This is a genomic window from Kitasatospora cinereorecta (assembly GCF_024172095.1).
In the GTDB taxonomy this organism is placed as follows: Bacteria; Actinomycetota; Actinomycetes; order Streptomycetales; family Streptomycetaceae; genus Kitasatospora; species Kitasatospora cinereorecta.
Genome location: NZ_JAMZDX010000003.1, coordinates 591,469 through 606,437, shown reverse-complemented (window position 1 = coordinate 606,437; position 14,969 = coordinate 591,469). Strand labels below are relative to the sequence as shown.

The window sequence follows — 14,969 nt, the reverse complement described above, 5'->3', positions numbered from 1 at the left end:
GCCTAGAGTGAGCGCAGCTCCCGCCGTCGCGACCAGATCGAGAGGGCTGATGTGACTGACCGTCATATCCACGCCGCGGACTCGGCATCCGCCCCGCGACATGGCGAACTGACCGGCATGCCGGTCGAGTTCACCGCCTTCTGTGAGCTGCACCGACCGCGTTACCTGAGCTACGCCCGGGTCTGGTTCCGGGAGCCCGGCGAGGCCGCCGAGGTGGTCCGGCTCGCTCTGCACGCCCTGGCCGAGGTCTGGCCCGAGGTCCTCGGCAGCCCCAACCCGGCGGCCGCCGCCTGGGAGATCCTCCGCGCCACCGTGGCCGACCGGCACACCCCGGCCGCCCCCGCCGGGATCCGCCCGGGCTCCGCCGACGAGGACCTGGCGATCCTGCACTACGTGGTCGGCCTGGCCACCCCGGAGATCGCCGACGTGGTCGGCGGCGACACCGCCAACATCGTCAGCCAGCTCCGCCACAGCCGCCGCCCCGGCGGCCGCGAATGGTGACGCCGCGAGTGGTGACGATGCGCATGGTGACGCCGCGAATGGTGATGTGAGGGCGCGGAGTCCGCGGTGGCGCGGGTCGGGTCAGCGAGTGGTGGGCGGTGTCACCCGGTGGTGAGCGGTATCACCCGGACACCCCCTGTCGGCGGACCGTCCGCAGGCGAAAGATGATCTCCAGTCGATCACGGACGGAGACCCCGCATGCCACTCGACCACGCCGTCAGGATGTTCCACCAGCAGGCCGACGCCTGCGCGCAGCTCGGCTCCCCGCTCTCCGCGGCCCTGCTCCACCGGGCGGCCGAGGACATCGCGGCCGGCGGCCCCTGCGCCGACGCCGTCGCCGGACACCAGGACGCCCCGGGGCCCGCGGCCATCGCCCTGCGCCTGCTGGGCGCCGTGCACGCCCTGGTCCTGACCGGACGCGCCCCCGATCTCGCCGCGCACTACCCGAGCGCCGGCGGCACCTTCGACCCCGCCCACCCCGACCCGGCGTGGCCCGCCTTCCGCGCCGTCGTCGCCGCCCACCTCCCCGAGGTCCGGGAGTGGATGACCCGCCCGCCGCAGACCAACGAGGTCGGCCGGGCCAACCTGCTGATCACCGGCCTGCTGTACGCCCTCGGCGGCGCCGACTTCCCGGTCCGCCTGTACGAACTCGGCTCCAGCGCCGGACTCAACCTGCTCGCCGACCGCTTCCGGATCGAGTCCCCCGACCTCGCGTACGGCCCGGCCGACTCGCCCGTCGTGCTGCTCGACGCCTGGCGCGGCGCGGCTCCCGGATGGCTCCACGACGCCCCACCGCTGCGGTTCGCCGTCCGCCAGGGCTGCGACCCGACGCCGATCGACCCGCTCTCCCCCGACGGCGCCCTCGCCCTGCGCGCCTACGTCTGGGCGGACCAGCCCGCTCGCTTCGCCCGCCTGGACGGCGCCCTCCGGCTGGCCGCCGACACCCCGCCCCGGGTCGACCCGGTCGGCGCCGCCGCCTTCCTGCGCGACGTACGGCCGGCCGACGGTGCGCTGACCGTGGTCTGGCACTCGGTGATGCGCCAGTACGTCCCCAAGGAGGAATGGGCCCGGGTGGAGACCGAACTGGCCCGCCTGGCCGACGCCTCGACCGAGCGGGCGCCGTTCGCCCACATCGCCCTGGAACCGCACCGGGTCGGCGAGGAGCACCGCTTCCTGCTCACCGTCCGCCGCGGCGCCGAGCCCCGGCAGATCCTCGCCGAGGCGGTGCCGCACGGACTCCCGGCCTGGACGGTCACCGAGGCGGAGCTCGGCCCGGTGGGGTAGGACCTGGCGGGGTAGGTCCCGGTGCGGTAGGTCCTGGCGGCTCAGTACCGCACGCCGGTGACGTCGTACAGGTGGTGCAGCGGGTCGTGGATCAGGTAGCGCGAGAAGGACTCGACCGTGAAGCGGGCCCCGTCGCTGCGGTTCCCGGTGCGCTGCCACTGCCTGCCCGCGACCCGCTCGAAGGAGGCCGCCAGGCGCTCGGCGGCCTCGGCCAGTTCGACCGCGACCACCGCCGGGTCCTGCTCGCCGTACCGCTCCTCCGCCGCGGTGACATCCTGGTCCCAGTTGGCGAACAGCGGGCCGTCCTCGGCCAGCATCAGCCCCAGGCGAACGTCGAACAGCCGGAAGACGTCCCGGACGTGGCAGGCGTACTCCAGCGGCGACCAGGTGTCCGGGCTCGGCCGGCGGCCGAGCCCGTCCCGCTCACCGGCCAGCAGCTCCACCCAGACGGCCGCATTGGCGCGCACCATGCCGGCCACGTCCTCGCGGACCACGGCGGGGGCGTCCAGGCCGCAGTCGGGGCAGGAGCGCTCGAGGACCCAGGTCCAGTCCTTGGTGTCAGGAGTGATCATGCATCCAGGATGGCCCGGCGGGGCATGGGCAACCAGCGGCGGGACAGCCAGCCTGCGTCAAGATGCCGCCAGGCGGGCCCGGCGCGACCTCGCCGTGACTGCGGTCAGGCAGCGCCGAGGGCGGCGGCGAGCCGCAGCGACAGCTCGTCCATCTCCGCCTCGGACACCGCCGCCCGCGTCCCGTCCAGCGCACCGAACACCCGCGGCCCCCACAGCTCCTCGGGATGGTCGGCCGGGCGCGGCACGATGTGGAAGTGCACGTGCCCGAACCCCTCCCGCTCGGCGAACTGGGCCACGTACGTCTTCACGCACCCGGTCACCTCGCCCAGCGCCCGGGACAGCCGCACCTGCCAGCCGCCGAGCAACGCCGCCTCCTCGTCGGTCAGTTCGGCGATCGAGGTGACGTGGCGGCGGGGCACCAGCACCAGCCAGCCGGGCAGCGCGGTGCCGAAGGCGTGCGCGACCCGCCAGTGCTCGTCCGCCGCGATCCGGTGCCGCGGCGCGGCCGCCGCACCCGCCTCGACCTCGGCCGACATCCGACAGGTGTAGCAGTCCTCGTAGTCGTCGCGGTCATCCCAGTCATCGATCAGCATGCACCGAGCCTAGGCGCATGATCGCGCTGGCAGCCAGGGCCCGCGTTTCGGTAGAACGGATGGGTGATCAACTCCGTTGCCCTGACCGACAAGCCGACGCTCATCGGTGACCGCATCCGTCTCGTCCCCCTGACCCTGCGGCACGCCGAACCCATGTGGCGCTCCACCATGGACCCCGAGACCCGCAGACTCACCGGCACGGTACGGGAGTTCACCCTGGACGACGTCGAGACGTGGTGCGCCGGCCGGTGCGAACAGGACAACCGCCTCGACCTCGCCGTCGAGGACCTCGCGAGCGGCGCCTTCCTCGGCGAACTCGCCCTCATCGAACTCGACGAGAGGGCCCAGTCCGCCTCCTTCCGCATCGCCCTCGCCCCCGGCGCCCCCGGCCGCGGCTACGGCACCGAGGCCGCGCGCCTGATGCTGCGGTACGCCTTCGAGGAGGTCCGCCTGCACCGCGTCCAGCTGGAGGTCTTCGAGTACAACCCGCGCGCCGTCCGCGCCTACGAGAAGGCCGGCTTCCAGCACGAGGGCCGCAGCCGGCAGGCACTGGTGTGGGAGGGCGAGCGCTTCGACGTCCTGCACATGGCCGCCCTGCGCCCCGAGTGGCGGGCCGAAGGCTGCTGACCCGCCCCTCGGCCACAGCCCGCCACCGATCGGCGGTCACCCGTCAGTCGAACATCTTGCCGACACCCGGACCGGTGACGTTCGTGCCGCCACCGTGATTGTCGACGTTCACCTTGCACACGGTTTTCGTGGGCACCAGGCCAGGAAGCACCGAGCCGAGCAGCTTCGAACAGACCGTGGCCTCCTTCTCGTTCTTCGGTCCGTCCGCGAGCGCCGGAGCGGCGGACACGGCGGCCGGGGCGACGGCCGCCGCGGCGATGAGCAGGGCGAGGACGGCGAATTTCTTGCGCAACATGACGAACGGCCCTTCGGGTCAGTCGGTGATGGTCGAGCCATCTCCTACCCGAAGGGCCGTTCGCCTGGAAGGATCGTCCGCCGTCCGTGGGCGTGTCAGGTCCGGCCGCGGCCGGACCGGTCAGCGCTGGTACGGATTGCCCCCGGCCGGCGGCTGCTGCGGCGGGTACTGCTGCTGCTGCGGCGGCGGGTAGCCGCCCTGCGTCGGAGCCCCGTACGGCGCCTGCTGCTGCGGGTTCCCCCCGTACGGAGCGCCACCACCACCGCCGGGACCGCCCTGGCCGCCGCCGCCACCCTTACGGGAGCGGCGCACCAGCAACACGATCACCACGACCACCAGCAGCACGGCCACCGCGCCGCCCACCAGCAGCATCGACGAGCCGCCGCTCTTCTCGTCCTTCGCCGCACTGTCATTGCTCCCGGGCGCCGGCGCACCGGGCTTCGACGCACCCGCCGACGGCGCAGCCGAGTTGCCGCTGTTCTGCGACTCCGGCCGGTTGAGAAGCGGGTTGTCCTTCGGCCCGTTGTCCACTGCGGCGTTGGGCTCCAGCGCCCGCTGCGGCGACGCAATGCCGTAGCCGTAGCTGTTGTTCGGCACCGTCGATTTGTCGGGCGGGGCCACGGCCGACTTGATCATCCGATTGATGACCTGACCGGCCGAGAGGTTGGGATACTTGGCGCGGACCAGCGCAGCGATCCCCGATACGAGGGCGCTGGCGTCCGAAGTGCCGTCAGACTTCTTGTACGCAGTCGGGGACGTACTGTCCGCCGACTCGATGTTGACTCCGGGGGCCACAAGCGTCACTTCGGGACCCTTGTTCGACTTCGCCCACAGCTTGCCGTCCTCATCGACCGCGCCGACGGCGACCACACCAGGAATCGCTGCAGGGTAGTCAACCGGCTCGTCGTGGTTGCCGCCGTTGCCGGAGGAGCTGATCAGAACGACATCGCGACTGATCGCGTAGGTGATTGCGTCACGGGTATCGCGGCTCGAGTCGCCCGCAAAGGACATGTTGACGACCTTCGCGCCGTGATCGACTGCGAATCGGATCGCCTCGGCGAGCTGGCCGTCCCGACCCGACTGCGAGTCAAGGCCGCCCTGCGTGATCTTCACCGGAAGGATCTTTGCCTTGGGGGCAAGTCCGGTGATCCCCGCGCCGTCTCCGTGACCACGGCCGGCGATCAGAGCTGCCATCGCCGTACCGTGCCCGTCGGCGTCGGAACGCTCGTCACCCGCTGCACCCGAGTTGTTGAGGCCGGGGACGACCTGTCCCTCGAGGTCCTGGTGCTTGGCCACACCGCTGTCGATGACCGCAACGATGACGCCATCGCCCTGGGTGATCGGCCACACCTTGTTGGCGAGGTCGTACTTCTTGATCGGCCACTGCGCGTCGCGCTCACTGTCGGCGGACGCGGGAGCAGCGCTGAGTCCCCACAGGAGGGCTCCCGTTGCGAGCACGGCCAAACCGCGCGTGGTCCGGCTGGTCGTCAAGCCTCGTCACCCCACTCGTTGGACGGCCGTCCCGCAAGCACCTGCTCACGGGACGGCCATGGTGTTCGAATCGTCTAGCGGTCCGAGGTCATTCCACCACGTTCGGATTGACCTGGTCCCCCGACGCCCACGTTTCCTCATCTTCGACGAGGTAATCGGGACGGTCCTTGCCCTGCTTCTTGTCCTTCTTGCCGGACTGGCCGTGACCGGGCATACCGTGACCCTGGCCACCGGCGCCCTGGCCGGCCTGAGCGCCGCGGCCGCGGCCGATCCCGGTGCCGCCCTCGGTGAACGAGCGGCCACCGGCCCGGCCGGCACTGGCCTCGCCGACCACGCCGCCACCCTTGCGGTTCAGGCCGGAGCCCGAACGGCCACCGAGGCCGCCCTTGCCGCCCGCGCCCGCTCCGCCGCCGTGGCCCTCACCCATGCCGCCGGCCCCGAACGCGGAGCCGCTGCGCGCGGTACCCGCACCCAGGCCACCACTGCGGCCGGCTCCGACGGTGCCTTCGGTCGCGCCGCCGCCCTTGAGGCCACCGGCACCCTTGAGCCCACCTGCACCGGCACCGTCGCCCTTGAGGCCGCCGGCACCCTTGAGCCCACCGGCACCGGCACCACCGCCCCTGGAGGACGTGGTGATGGTGCCACCGGAACCGCCGGTGCCACCGGTATTGCCCTGCCCGGGGTGCACGCCGCCCGGGTTCTCGAGGTGCGTACCGGTGTTGGTCGATCCCGGAATCTTCGTACCGCCGCTGACGCCATCGATCCCGGTCGTCGTCGGGGACTTCGGACGCGGCGCGGGGTTGGCCGTGCCGCCCTTGATCCCGGAGTCGGTCGGACCGCCGGAACCGACCACCTTCGGCGCCTGGCTGGTCGTACGGCGCTGCTGGCTCGACGACCGCGGCCCGGCGGACGAGCTGCTGCTCTGCCCCGCGCCGGTGCCGACGAAGCCCATGCCACCGCCCATGATCACGGCACCAATGGCCTCCGCTGCAGACGGCGCATGCGGCTCCAACTCGGGCGGGTCGTTCCGGAGCACCGTCGGAGGCTTCATTGCCTTGTTGGCAGTGGAGAACTTGACCGCCAACACCTGCATGACCGCGACGGCCTTGGCCTTCTCCGAGTCGGCGATCGCTGTACGGGTGTCCTCGTCGTCAACGCCGACGACACCCTTGGCCGTGTCGCTGACGGCGTCGGTCGCCTTGTCCCAGAAGCTCGGCTCCGGCGGCATGGCGGCCTTCGCCTCGCTGATCGCGTCTGACGCGTCACGCATCGCGTTCGCCGCGTCGTCCGCGTACTTCGAGGCTTCCTCGACGGACTTCGCGATCGTCGTCATCCGCGTGTTGAAGGCATCGCTGGACGCGCCGTTCCAGGACGAGACGGCGTCGGTCGAAGCGTTCGATAGGGCGCCGTGAATGAGCCGCAGCGTGTCACCAGCACTACGCCAGCGGTCGCCTGCCTCCATGATCGCGGCGGGATCCATCGCGTCGAGCATGTCGCGCATCTGCCCGTGGCTGTACCCGTGGAAGTCGGTCATTGCTGAGTGTCCCCCAATCCGAATCGCAGGAAGGTCCTACCTGCTGTGCTCGGCCCTACCATGTGCCATCACCGCTGGACGTCGTTCCCGTGCCCGGCTGCTGCACGGCCACAGGACGGGTTGTCTGACCGCTCGACGTCACCTGCCGTGCAGGCGGCGGGGCGGTCGACCAACCGTCGTCGCTGAGCCGGAGCGTCTGAGCCGTCTGGTGCTCGTGCTCCTCGTAGTTGGTGGCCGTCATGTCGGCCTTGCGCTGCGAGTCGTCGATCGCGTCGTAAATGAGGTCCAGGACGCTGCGCAGGTGGTTGCTCATGTCCTGGTACTTCGCGTGAAGGTCCTGCGCCTCCGCGAAACCGCCGAACGCGCCGCCTGCCACGCTGCTCAGAGCGTGCACCCTGCCGCCGCCCGCGTTTGCCTCGAAGTCGCTCAACAGCCGTCGCACCTGCGCGGCGAACGCCCGCAGATTGTCGACCTCAACCTGAAAGCCTGAACTCACGTCCTCGTACCTCCCCCGTACTGCTCTGCTGCTGCCGTGCGCCGCTGTAGCCCGGCCCCAACCTCTATGTCTAACACATGCCACCCACCGTCAAAACGTCCCCTCGCACGCCAACTACCCATCCCCGCGCTGGCCTGCGCTGTCCGAGAACCAGGATCGCATCTCACCCGGCCGCCGACACCGCCTCTGCGAGTGCTCTGCGGCACAGGGAGTCGGCGCGGCGGGTGGTTTCGGGGAGGCGGTAGTGAGGGGTGAGGGCGAGAGTGACCTCGGTGGCTTCGGTGAGGCCGATGCGGTGGCCGACGGAGACGAAGACGGGTTTCACCCCTTCGCGTGTGCGGACGGCGCGGCCGACGATCTCACCGGCGTCCACGAGCGGTTCCCACGCGCCGCGCTCGGCGCCGGGCGCGCGGTAGGTGAAGGTGAACGGGGTCTTGGCGACGCCGATGGTCGGCAGGCCGGTCAGGACGCCGAGGTGGCTGGCGAGGCCGAGGCGGCGCGGGTGGGCGACCCCGTAGCCGTCGCAGACGACCAGGGCGGGCTCGGCGCTCAGTTGTCCCAGTGCCTCGACCACGGCCGGGACCTCACGAAACGCCAGCAGCCCGGGCAGGTACGGGAAGGCCACCTGTCCGACCGCCGTGACCTCCTCGACGACCTCCAGCGTGGCGTAGTCGAGCAGGACGGCTGCCGCCGCGACGACGTCGCGCTCGTCGTCGTAGGCGACGTCGACGCCGGCGACGAGCGTTCCGGCGACCCGGTCCGGGGCCGGGCCGTCCGTCGCCACCATCGGGCGCAGCCGTTGTTGTTCGGCGAGCGCCTCGCGTTCGGTGCTCGGCCAGTCGGACGGTACGGACATGGGCTGACTCCCCGTTGATCAGCTGACGGCTCGCCACCACCGTACCGACAAGTCGACCGGGCGCGGCGGCGGCGAGTGCTCCGCCGCATGAGTCCGTGCGCCCCCTGTGCCCCCGACGGTGCACCGACTGCCAGATTAGGCTGTACTTACCGACCCTCCGTCATGGGTACACCTTCAGTACGGAACTGTGTACGGAATTTCCCGACCGCGCGAAGGACTGAACGCCATGCCGCGCCCTACGACCGCCCAGTTGTGCACGGGCACTCTGATCACCGTCGCCACCACGGTGGCCCTGCTCGCCGTCTCCGGTTCGACCGGGGTGTTCGAGATCACGGTGCTGGTGGCGTTCGCCATCGCGCTGGGGACGCTCGCCACGGCGTTGCTCATGTCGGCGGCCGCCCACCGGAGGCCGTCCCCCCGCAGCGGCGGTCACGCCGCCCACCAGTCCCAGCCGGAGTACGCACAACAGACCTGACCGCTTCCCCCGGCCCCGAGGGCGGCACCGCTGAGGGCACCTCCACGCTGCCCGTACGGACCCGCGGGCCGCGACCGGCTCCTGACACCGGTCGCGGCCCGCGTCCCTGCGCACCCTCGCCCTCCGCCCCCATCCCGCCTGCCGGTCAGAGCGCGGTGGACACCACCACCGTCTTGGCCGCCTTGTCGTGGATGCACTGCCGGTACGGCTTGTCGAAGACTCCGAACAGGCCGTCGACCGGCCACCACAGGCCGCCGCAGCAGATCAGCGCGGGGACGATGAAGGTCGCCGCCCGGGTCCATGCCGCGCTGGGGGTGGGCGAGCTGCCGTCGATCAGCATCGCGACCCGGACCTTCATCACCTTCTTCCCGAGCGTCTGGCCGTCCCGGCTGAGCATCACGCCCTCGTAGACCAGGAAGAGGCCGTAGCCGAGCCACGCCGACCCGACCCAGCCGTCCTGTTTGTCGAAGCTGACGAACGGCAGCAGCACCAGAATCGCCACGACCTGGACCAGCACCCAGTCGAGCACCACCGCGACGATCCGGTTGAGCCAGCTGCCCAGCGCCGGCATCCCGGGCACAGGGCCGGGACCCGGGCCCGGACCGGGACCCGGACCGGGTGCACCGTACGGCGAACCGGGGGGCGGTCCCCCGGGCGGCGGACCGTAGGCGGGTGGCGGCTTGTCGTAGGGCGAGCCGCCGGGCGGGGCACCGTACGACCCGCCGTAGTCGGGCGGGCTGTCGTACGGGCTGCCGGGCTGCGGGGGCTGCTTGCCGAAGGAGGGCTTGCCGGGGCCTTCCTCCGGCTCGGTGCCGGATGACGGGTCGTAGGTGCTCATGCCCCGAGTAGAACATCGGGATTCCTACGATGTTGGGATATTTGGCCCGTTTCGAGCTGTTTGCAGGGGTTTCGGAAATGCCGCTCGCACCCCACCCGAAGCCGCCTGCGGGCTCAGCCCAGCAGCCGGATCGGCGCACCGTCCAGGAAGGCGGCGATGTCCTCCACCGCCTGCCGGTAGTACGTCCGGTAGTTGGCGGCGGAGACGTACCCGAGGTGCGGCGTCGCCAGCAGGCGCGGGGCCGTACGCATCGGGTGGTCGGCGGGGAGCGGCTCCTGGTCGAAGACGTCGACGCCCGCGCCCGCGATCCGCTCCTCCCGCAGGGCGGCGAGCAGCGCGTCCTGGTCGACAATGGCGGCCCGCGAGGTGTTGACCAGGAAAGCGGTCGGCTTCATCAGGGCCAGCTCCGGGGCTCCGATCAGGCCGCGGGTGCGGTCGCCCAGCGCCAGGTGGACGGAGACGAAGTCGCTGCCCGCCAGCAGCTGCTCCTTGGAACGGGCGAGGCCGACTCCGACCTCCTTCGCCCGTTCGGCGGTGAGGTTCTGACTCCACGCCACCACGTCCATCCCGAAGGCGAGGCCCACCCGGGCGACCCGGCTGCCGATCTTCCCCAGGCCGAGCAGCCCGAGCCGCCGGCCGTCGAGGTCGGCGCCGACGGTGCTCTGCCACGGGCCGCCCGCCCGCAGTGCGGTGCTCTCCGGGACGATCCCGCGGGCAAGTCCGAGCAGCAGCGCCCAGGTCAGCTCGACCGGCGGGGTGGATGAGCTCTCCGTCCCGCACACCACCACCCCACACTCCCGCGCGGCCGGGTGGTCGATGACCGAGTTCCGCATGCCCGACGCGACCAGCAGCCGCAGCCGGGGCAGCCGGCGCAGCATCGAGCCGGGGAACGCCACCCGCTCCCGCAGCGTCACCACGATCTCGAACCCGGCGAGTGCGGCGACCAGTTCGTCCTCGCCCGCGAGGTGCTCGCGGAACGGGACCACCTCCACCCGGTCGCCGAGCACCGACCAGTCGGCGGCGGTGGTGGCGACACCCTGGAAGTCGTCGAGCACGGCGCAGCGAAGTCTCATACGCGCACTCTCGCAGACCCCCGATGGACCGGGCCCTGCCGGACAGCCGGGCTTCAGGCGCGGACCACCCGGGTCCGGGCGGCCCGGTCGTGCCACGCCCGCCGGGTACGGCGGTCCAGCAGCGGCGACAGCAGGCCCAACACCAGCAGCACACCAACCTGCCTGACCAGCCAGCGAGCCACCGACCGGCCGACCCTCGGGGGCCGCGAACCGGCCGCGTCCACCACCTTGATCCGGGCCAACCGCTTGCCGAACGTCTGCCCGGTGCGGGACGTCGGCAGGATCTCGTACACCACGCCGAGCAGCACCAGGACGCCCAGCAGCGCACCGAACTTGCCCAGTGTCACCGAGTCCACCAGCCACACCTGGGTGTGGCGGCCCGCCAGCCGGGCGGCCTCCTGCGCCCGCTCGACCTTCTCCTGCACGTGCGCCAGCGCCGACCCGAGCAGCGGCACCCCGGCCGCCACCGCCACCACGGCGAACACCGCCGTGTCCACCGCCCGGGCCACCAGCCGCCTGCCCAGCCCGGCCACCACCGGCGCGGCCACGCCGCCCCGCCGCCCGGCGGCCGCCGCTGGGCCACCCGTACGGCGCTGCTGGGGCCGCCCGGCCGCGGGCGTCGCCTTCGGCGTAGCGGCACCCGCCCTGGCCCGCGGCACCGCCGCCCCGGCCGACCTCGCCCCGCCGGCAGAAGCTCCCACACCAGCACCAGCACCAGACCCGGCGCCGGTGCCCGCGCCGCCACCGGCACCCGGCCTCGGCGCCCCGCTCACACCCGCCCCGGGCACCGCACCACCGACGCCTGCGCCCTTGGCCGCCGCGCCCGCGCCGCCCGCCGAACGGGCCGTCTCGGGCACCGACCGCTGCCGACCGACCGTCTGCCCGCCGGAATCGGCCCGCTCCGCGACACCGCCCTCGCCGATGCGCGGCTCCGCGACGCGCCCGCGGGCCGACTCGGCCTCCCACGAGCCTCCGGCCGTCGCCTCCGCCGCCGCTTCCGCCTCCGGCCCGCCCGCGGCCCGCGGCACGCCTCCGGCCACCGCGCCGTCCCACGGCGCCGCCGACACCGGACCGCCGTCGAGCACACCGCCGGCGGCCGCGGCCGGGGCCGTACCCGGCTCGGTCTCCTCGCTCCCGCTCTCCGCCTGGTCGACGCCCCACGTCACCCAGCGCGGCGCGTTCCCGGTCTCCAGCAGTCCGCGCTGCGCCAACGGATCGGCCCGCCAGCCGAAGTCCTCGGCCGGCCAGCCCGGCTCCGGCGAAGGCTGCACCGGAAGCTCCGACACCTCGGCCGCCACCTCGACCTCGACCCTCAACAGCTCGGGCTCGGGCTCCGACACGGGCGGCCGGGACGGCAGCAGTTCCCTCACCGGTCTCGGCCCGGCGTCCACCACCGGACGCCCCGCATCACCGGCCACCGGCCCCGCCACCGGCTCTGCCGCCGGCTCCGACGGACGATCCGTGCCCGCGAGCGCACCCTCCGCCGGTCCCCACCCCGGGTCGCCCCAGGGCTCGCCCGCCATCCCGGGCTGCGGTACCGCACCCTCGGCGAAGCCGGCGAACCCGCCGAAGCCACCGAACCCGCCCAGCGCGTCGGCCCTCGCCCACGACTCCGGCGTGACCGGTCGCAGCATCGCCCCGGGCTGCGGCATCGGAAGCGCCTCCAGCTCGGGCTCGGGCCCGACCGCAACCCCTTCCGCCGCCCCCGCCCCCGCCCCGGTCCCGGCCCGCCCCCGCGACGCCACGTCCCCGCGCGCCCGGAGCTCCAGCTCCGCGTGCGGTGTCTGTGGCGCCTGCGGTACGTCAGGCACCTCCCGCCCGTCGGACGCCATCGCGAACGACGTCCCGGCCGAGGTCTCGTCGAAGTACACCGGCCCGGTCTCCCCGGGCTCCGGCACCACCGGCGGCGGCACGTACCGCGCCGTGGCGACCTGGGGGGCCTGGGCGACGTAGCGGGCGACGAACCGCGGCGGTTCCAGCACCTCGCCGGGCGCGGGCGCGGGGCGGCTGGTGCCGGGCACCCAGGCGCTGCCGCCCCAGTAGCGGACGAAGCCGGGGATCGACGGGTCCGGGTAGTAGCCGGGCGTGGGGCCGGCCGTGTCGGCGGCCAGCGACTGAGTCGATCCACCCGGGTAGGGCCGGTCCGTCATGTCGTACTTCTTTCCCGTGCCGTCACCAGTACGAACGCGCGTGCGAGCGGAGAGTCGCGAGGCAGTCACAAAGGGTAGTGCCTGGAGGGCGCGCACCAGTCTGGTTCAACGGAAAAAGAGTCCTTCCGAAACGCGTGTAAGAGTCCGCGCGCTAGACCCTCTCTTCAGACGAAGGGTCGGGATGCGGCCCTGCCGACGCGGAACGCGGAGAGGAAGTACGGCCATGGGACAGTCGACGGGCGTCGTGGAGCAGGAGTTGGAGCTCAATCTGGTGCTCTCGCCGGAGCGCAGCGTGCCGGTGGCGGCCCGGCTCTCGTACGGGAGTCACGACCCGTTCGCGGTGTACGTCACCTTCCACCTGGACAGCGGGACGCCGGTGACCTGGGTGTTCGCCCGGGAGTTGCTGGTGGAGGGAACGTTCCGGCCGTGCGGGCAGGGGGACGTGCGGATCTGGCCGACGCGGTCGGGACGGCGCAGCGTGCTGTGCATGGCGCTGAGCTCGCCGGCCGGGGACGCGCTGCTGGAGGCGCCGCTGGCGACGGTGGCGGCGTGGCTGGAGCGGGCGCACCGGCTGGTGCCGCCGGGCGCGGAGCTGGCGGCGCTGGACCTGGACGGCTCGCTGGCCGAGCTGCTCGCGTGAGCGCCCGGACGCGCGGACGGGACCGGACGCCGCCACTCTCCCGAGCGACGGCGTCGACCCCCTGCCACGTTCCCCCCACCCGTACCTCCCGGCGGGGCCGGTCTCAGCGGGCCGCGGGGGCCTTCTGCGACTCGCCTTCCGCCGGGCGCTGCTGCGGCAGCCGGACCAGCGGCTCGCCGGCCGCCCGCCGTCGGGCGCGGACCCGCAGCGCGGCGACGGCCAGGAAGCAGACGCCGATCACGGGGTAGACCGAGGCGGGCAGCTGGTGCAGCGCGGGCAGGTGCTCGTCGAGGTCGCCCTTGTGGGGGACGATCCACATGGCGAACGAGAGGAAGCCGAGCACGGTCGCCCCGAGGATGGGCCGCCAGCGCATGCGCCGGACGGCGGCGGGCCGGGAACGCTCGTGCGCGGCCTCGGCCGCGAGCAGGACGAGCATCGGCACGCACCAGACCCAGTGGTGGGTCCAGCTGATCGGGGAGATCAGTACGGCGGTGACGGCGGCGGCGCACACGCCCCAGGCCTCGGCGCGCGGCGCCCACGGGGCGCTGCGGTGGGCCCAGGCGGCGACGGCGAGTCCGGCGACCGCGACGGCGGCGCCGAGCAGGGTGGCGGTCAGGCCGGGGTTCTCGGCGTGCAGCAGCCGGGCGACGGCGCCGCGGACCGACTGGTTGTCGACGATGACGGTCTTGCCGACCCGGGTGGAGTCGTACAGGTACTTGGTCCAGAAGCCGTAGGTGGCGTCCGGCAGGACGGCCGCGCCGAGCGCGAAGGTGGCGAGGAAGGTGAGGCCGGCGGTGAAGGCCGCCCGGACCCGGCCGGTGATCAGCAGGTAGACGGCGAACAGGCCGGGGGTGAGCTTGATGCCGGCGGCGATGCCGATGGCGATGCCCTTGCTGCGGCGGCCGTCGGGGCGGGTGAGGTCCCAGAGGATGAGGCAGGCCAGCGCCAGGTTGATCTGGCCGTAGCGCAGGGTGGTGAAGACCGGCTCCAGCCAGACGCCGAGGCCGGCGACCAGCACCACGCCGACCGGGCGCAGCTGGCGCCCGGGCCAGCCGACCAGTTTGAAGGAGAGGGCGGCGAGCAGTCCGAGCAGGGCGATGTTGCCGGCGGTGATGGCGACCCGCAGCACGCCGATCCCGAACCAGGTGGTCGGGACGAAGAGCATGGCGGCGAACGGCGGGTAGGTGGCGGGCAGGTTCCACTCGGTGACGCGCAGCGCGTAGAGGTCCTGGCCGTGGGCGACGGCGGCGCCCTCCGCCCGGTAGACGATCATGTCGACCATCGAGGTGCCGACGAAGTGCCGGACGGTGGCGTACGCGAGCAGGGAGACCAGCGCCAGGGCGGTGGCCAGGACCATCGGGCGGCGCGGGGCTTCGCGGACGGCGGTCGCGGCGGCGCCGAGCGCCCGCCCGGGTGAGCCGAGGACGCGCCGCCGGCCTGCCGTGGCAGGGGGCTGCTCGGGGCGCCGCTCGGGCGTCCTGCGTTCCTCTTGCGCCGTTGTCACCGTGTTGCTCCGTCCGCCGGTGGCCCGTCCGGGTTCTCCG

Annotated in this window: 16 protein-coding genes; 5 read left to right on the top strand and 11 right to left on the bottom strand. The window is 73.0% G+C overall.

Annotation, left to right across the window (positions count from 1 at the left end; genetic code table 11):
* Positions 1-51 precede the first annotated feature (51 nt).
* On the top strand, positions 52-501 hold the full coding sequence (locus FHR36_RS16295) for a hypothetical protein (protein WP_253797940.1): 450 nt from the start codon (positions 52-54) through the stop codon (positions 499-501).
* Between the two features lie 198 nt (positions 502-699).
* Positions 700-1,785 (top strand): DUF2332 domain-containing protein, encoded by a 1,086-nt coding sequence (locus FHR36_RS16290; RefSeq protein WP_253797939.1) that lies wholly within the window; start codon positions 700-702, stop codon positions 1,783-1,785.
* Between the two features lie 41 nt (positions 1,786-1,826).
* On the opposite strand, the gene FHR36_RS16285 is transcribed toward FHR36_RS16290, so the two are convergent.
* Both FHR36_RS16285 and FHR36_RS16280 read right to left on the bottom strand, forming a co-directional pair.
* Positions 1,827-2,357, bottom strand: a complete 531-nt coding sequence (locus FHR36_RS16285; RefSeq protein WP_253797938.1) for a DinB family protein — start codon at positions 2,355-2,357, stop codon at positions 1,827-1,829.
* Positions 2,358-2,461: 104 nt separating this feature from the next.
* Positions 2,462-2,950, bottom strand: a complete 489-nt coding sequence (locus FHR36_RS16280; protein WP_253797937.1) for an HIT family protein — start codon at positions 2,948-2,950, stop codon at positions 2,462-2,464.
* Between the two features lie 63 nt (positions 2,951-3,013).
* Between FHR36_RS16280 and FHR36_RS16275 the strand changes: the two genes are divergently transcribed.
* Entirely contained in the window at positions 3,014-3,577 is a 564-nt protein-coding gene (locus FHR36_RS16275) for a GNAT family N-acetyltransferase (RefSeq protein ID WP_253797936.1), read from the top strand.
* Between the two features lie 43 nt (positions 3,578-3,620).
* On the opposite strand, the gene FHR36_RS16270 is transcribed toward FHR36_RS16275, so the two are convergent.
* From FHR36_RS16270 to nfi, 5 genes are all read right to left on the bottom strand, one after another.
* Positions 3,621-3,872, bottom strand: a complete 252-nt coding sequence (locus tag FHR36_RS16270; protein WP_253797935.1) for a hypothetical protein — start codon at positions 3,870-3,872, stop codon at positions 3,621-3,623.
* 120 nt (positions 3,873-3,992) lie between these two features.
* Positions 3,993-5,363 (bottom strand): S8 family serine peptidase, encoded by a 1,371-nt coding sequence (locus FHR36_RS16265; protein WP_253797934.1) that lies wholly within the window; start codon positions 5,361-5,363, stop codon positions 3,993-3,995.
* 88 nt (positions 5,364-5,451) lie between these two features.
* On the bottom strand, positions 5,452-6,897 hold the full coding sequence (locus tag FHR36_RS16260) for a WXG100 family type VII secretion target (RefSeq protein ID WP_253797933.1): 1,446 nt from the start codon (positions 6,895-6,897) through the stop codon (positions 5,452-5,454).
* 55 nt (positions 6,898-6,952) lie between these two features.
* Positions 6,953-7,393 (bottom strand): DUF2563 family protein, encoded by a 441-nt coding sequence (locus FHR36_RS16255; protein ID WP_253797932.1) that lies wholly within the window; start codon positions 7,391-7,393, stop codon positions 6,953-6,955.
* Positions 7,394-7,556: 163 nt separating this feature from the next.
* The gene (gene nfi, locus FHR36_RS16250) at positions 7,557-8,249 is read right to left on the bottom strand and encodes a deoxyribonuclease V (protein WP_253797931.1); all 693 of its coding nucleotides are present in this window, start codon (positions 8,247-8,249) and stop codon (positions 7,557-7,559) included.
* A gap of 226 nt (positions 8,250-8,475) precedes the next feature.
* On the opposite strand from nfi, the gene FHR36_RS16245 reads away from it, so the two are divergent.
* Positions 8,476-8,724, top strand: coding sequence for a hypothetical protein (locus FHR36_RS16245; RefSeq protein ID WP_253797930.1), 249 nt, complete (start codon positions 8,476-8,478; stop codon positions 8,722-8,724).
* A gap of 145 nt (positions 8,725-8,869) precedes the next feature.
* Here the strand turns inward: FHR36_RS16245 and FHR36_RS16240 are convergent, their stop codons facing one another.
* The 3 genes from FHR36_RS16240 to FHR36_RS16230 all read right to left on the bottom strand — a co-directional run bounded on the left by FHR36_RS16240 (position 8,870) and on the right by FHR36_RS16230 (position 12,785).
* Positions 8,870-9,562, bottom strand: coding sequence for an RDD family protein (locus FHR36_RS16240; RefSeq protein ID WP_253797929.1), 693 nt, complete (start codon positions 9,560-9,562; stop codon positions 8,870-8,872).
* A 113-nt stretch (positions 9,563-9,675) separates the two neighbouring features.
* A complete protein-coding gene (locus FHR36_RS16235) occupies positions 9,676-10,635 on the bottom strand; it encodes a D-2-hydroxyacid dehydrogenase family protein (protein ID WP_253797928.1) in 960 nt (319 codons plus the stop codon).
* Between the two features lie 53 nt (positions 10,636-10,688).
* Complete coding sequence (locus FHR36_RS16230) at positions 10,689-12,785, bottom strand: RDD family protein (RefSeq protein WP_253797927.1); 2,097 nt, start codon at positions 12,783-12,785, stop codon at positions 10,689-10,691.
* Between the two features lie 223 nt (positions 12,786-13,008).
* Here FHR36_RS16230 and FHR36_RS16225 point away from each other — a divergent pair, with 223 nt between their 5' ends.
* Positions 13,009-13,425: an SsgA family sporulation/cell division regulator gene (locus FHR36_RS16225; protein WP_253797926.1), complete on the top strand. Its 417-nt coding sequence runs from the start codon at positions 13,009-13,011 to the stop codon at positions 13,423-13,425.
* 103 nt (positions 13,426-13,528) lie between these two features.
* Here FHR36_RS16225 and FHR36_RS16220 read toward each other — a convergent pair whose 3' ends face one another.
* Entirely contained in the window at positions 13,529-14,929 is a 1,401-nt protein-coding gene (locus FHR36_RS16220; RefSeq protein WP_253797925.1) for a glycosyltransferase 87 family protein, read from the bottom strand.
* Positions 14,930-14,969 lie beyond the last annotated feature (40 nt).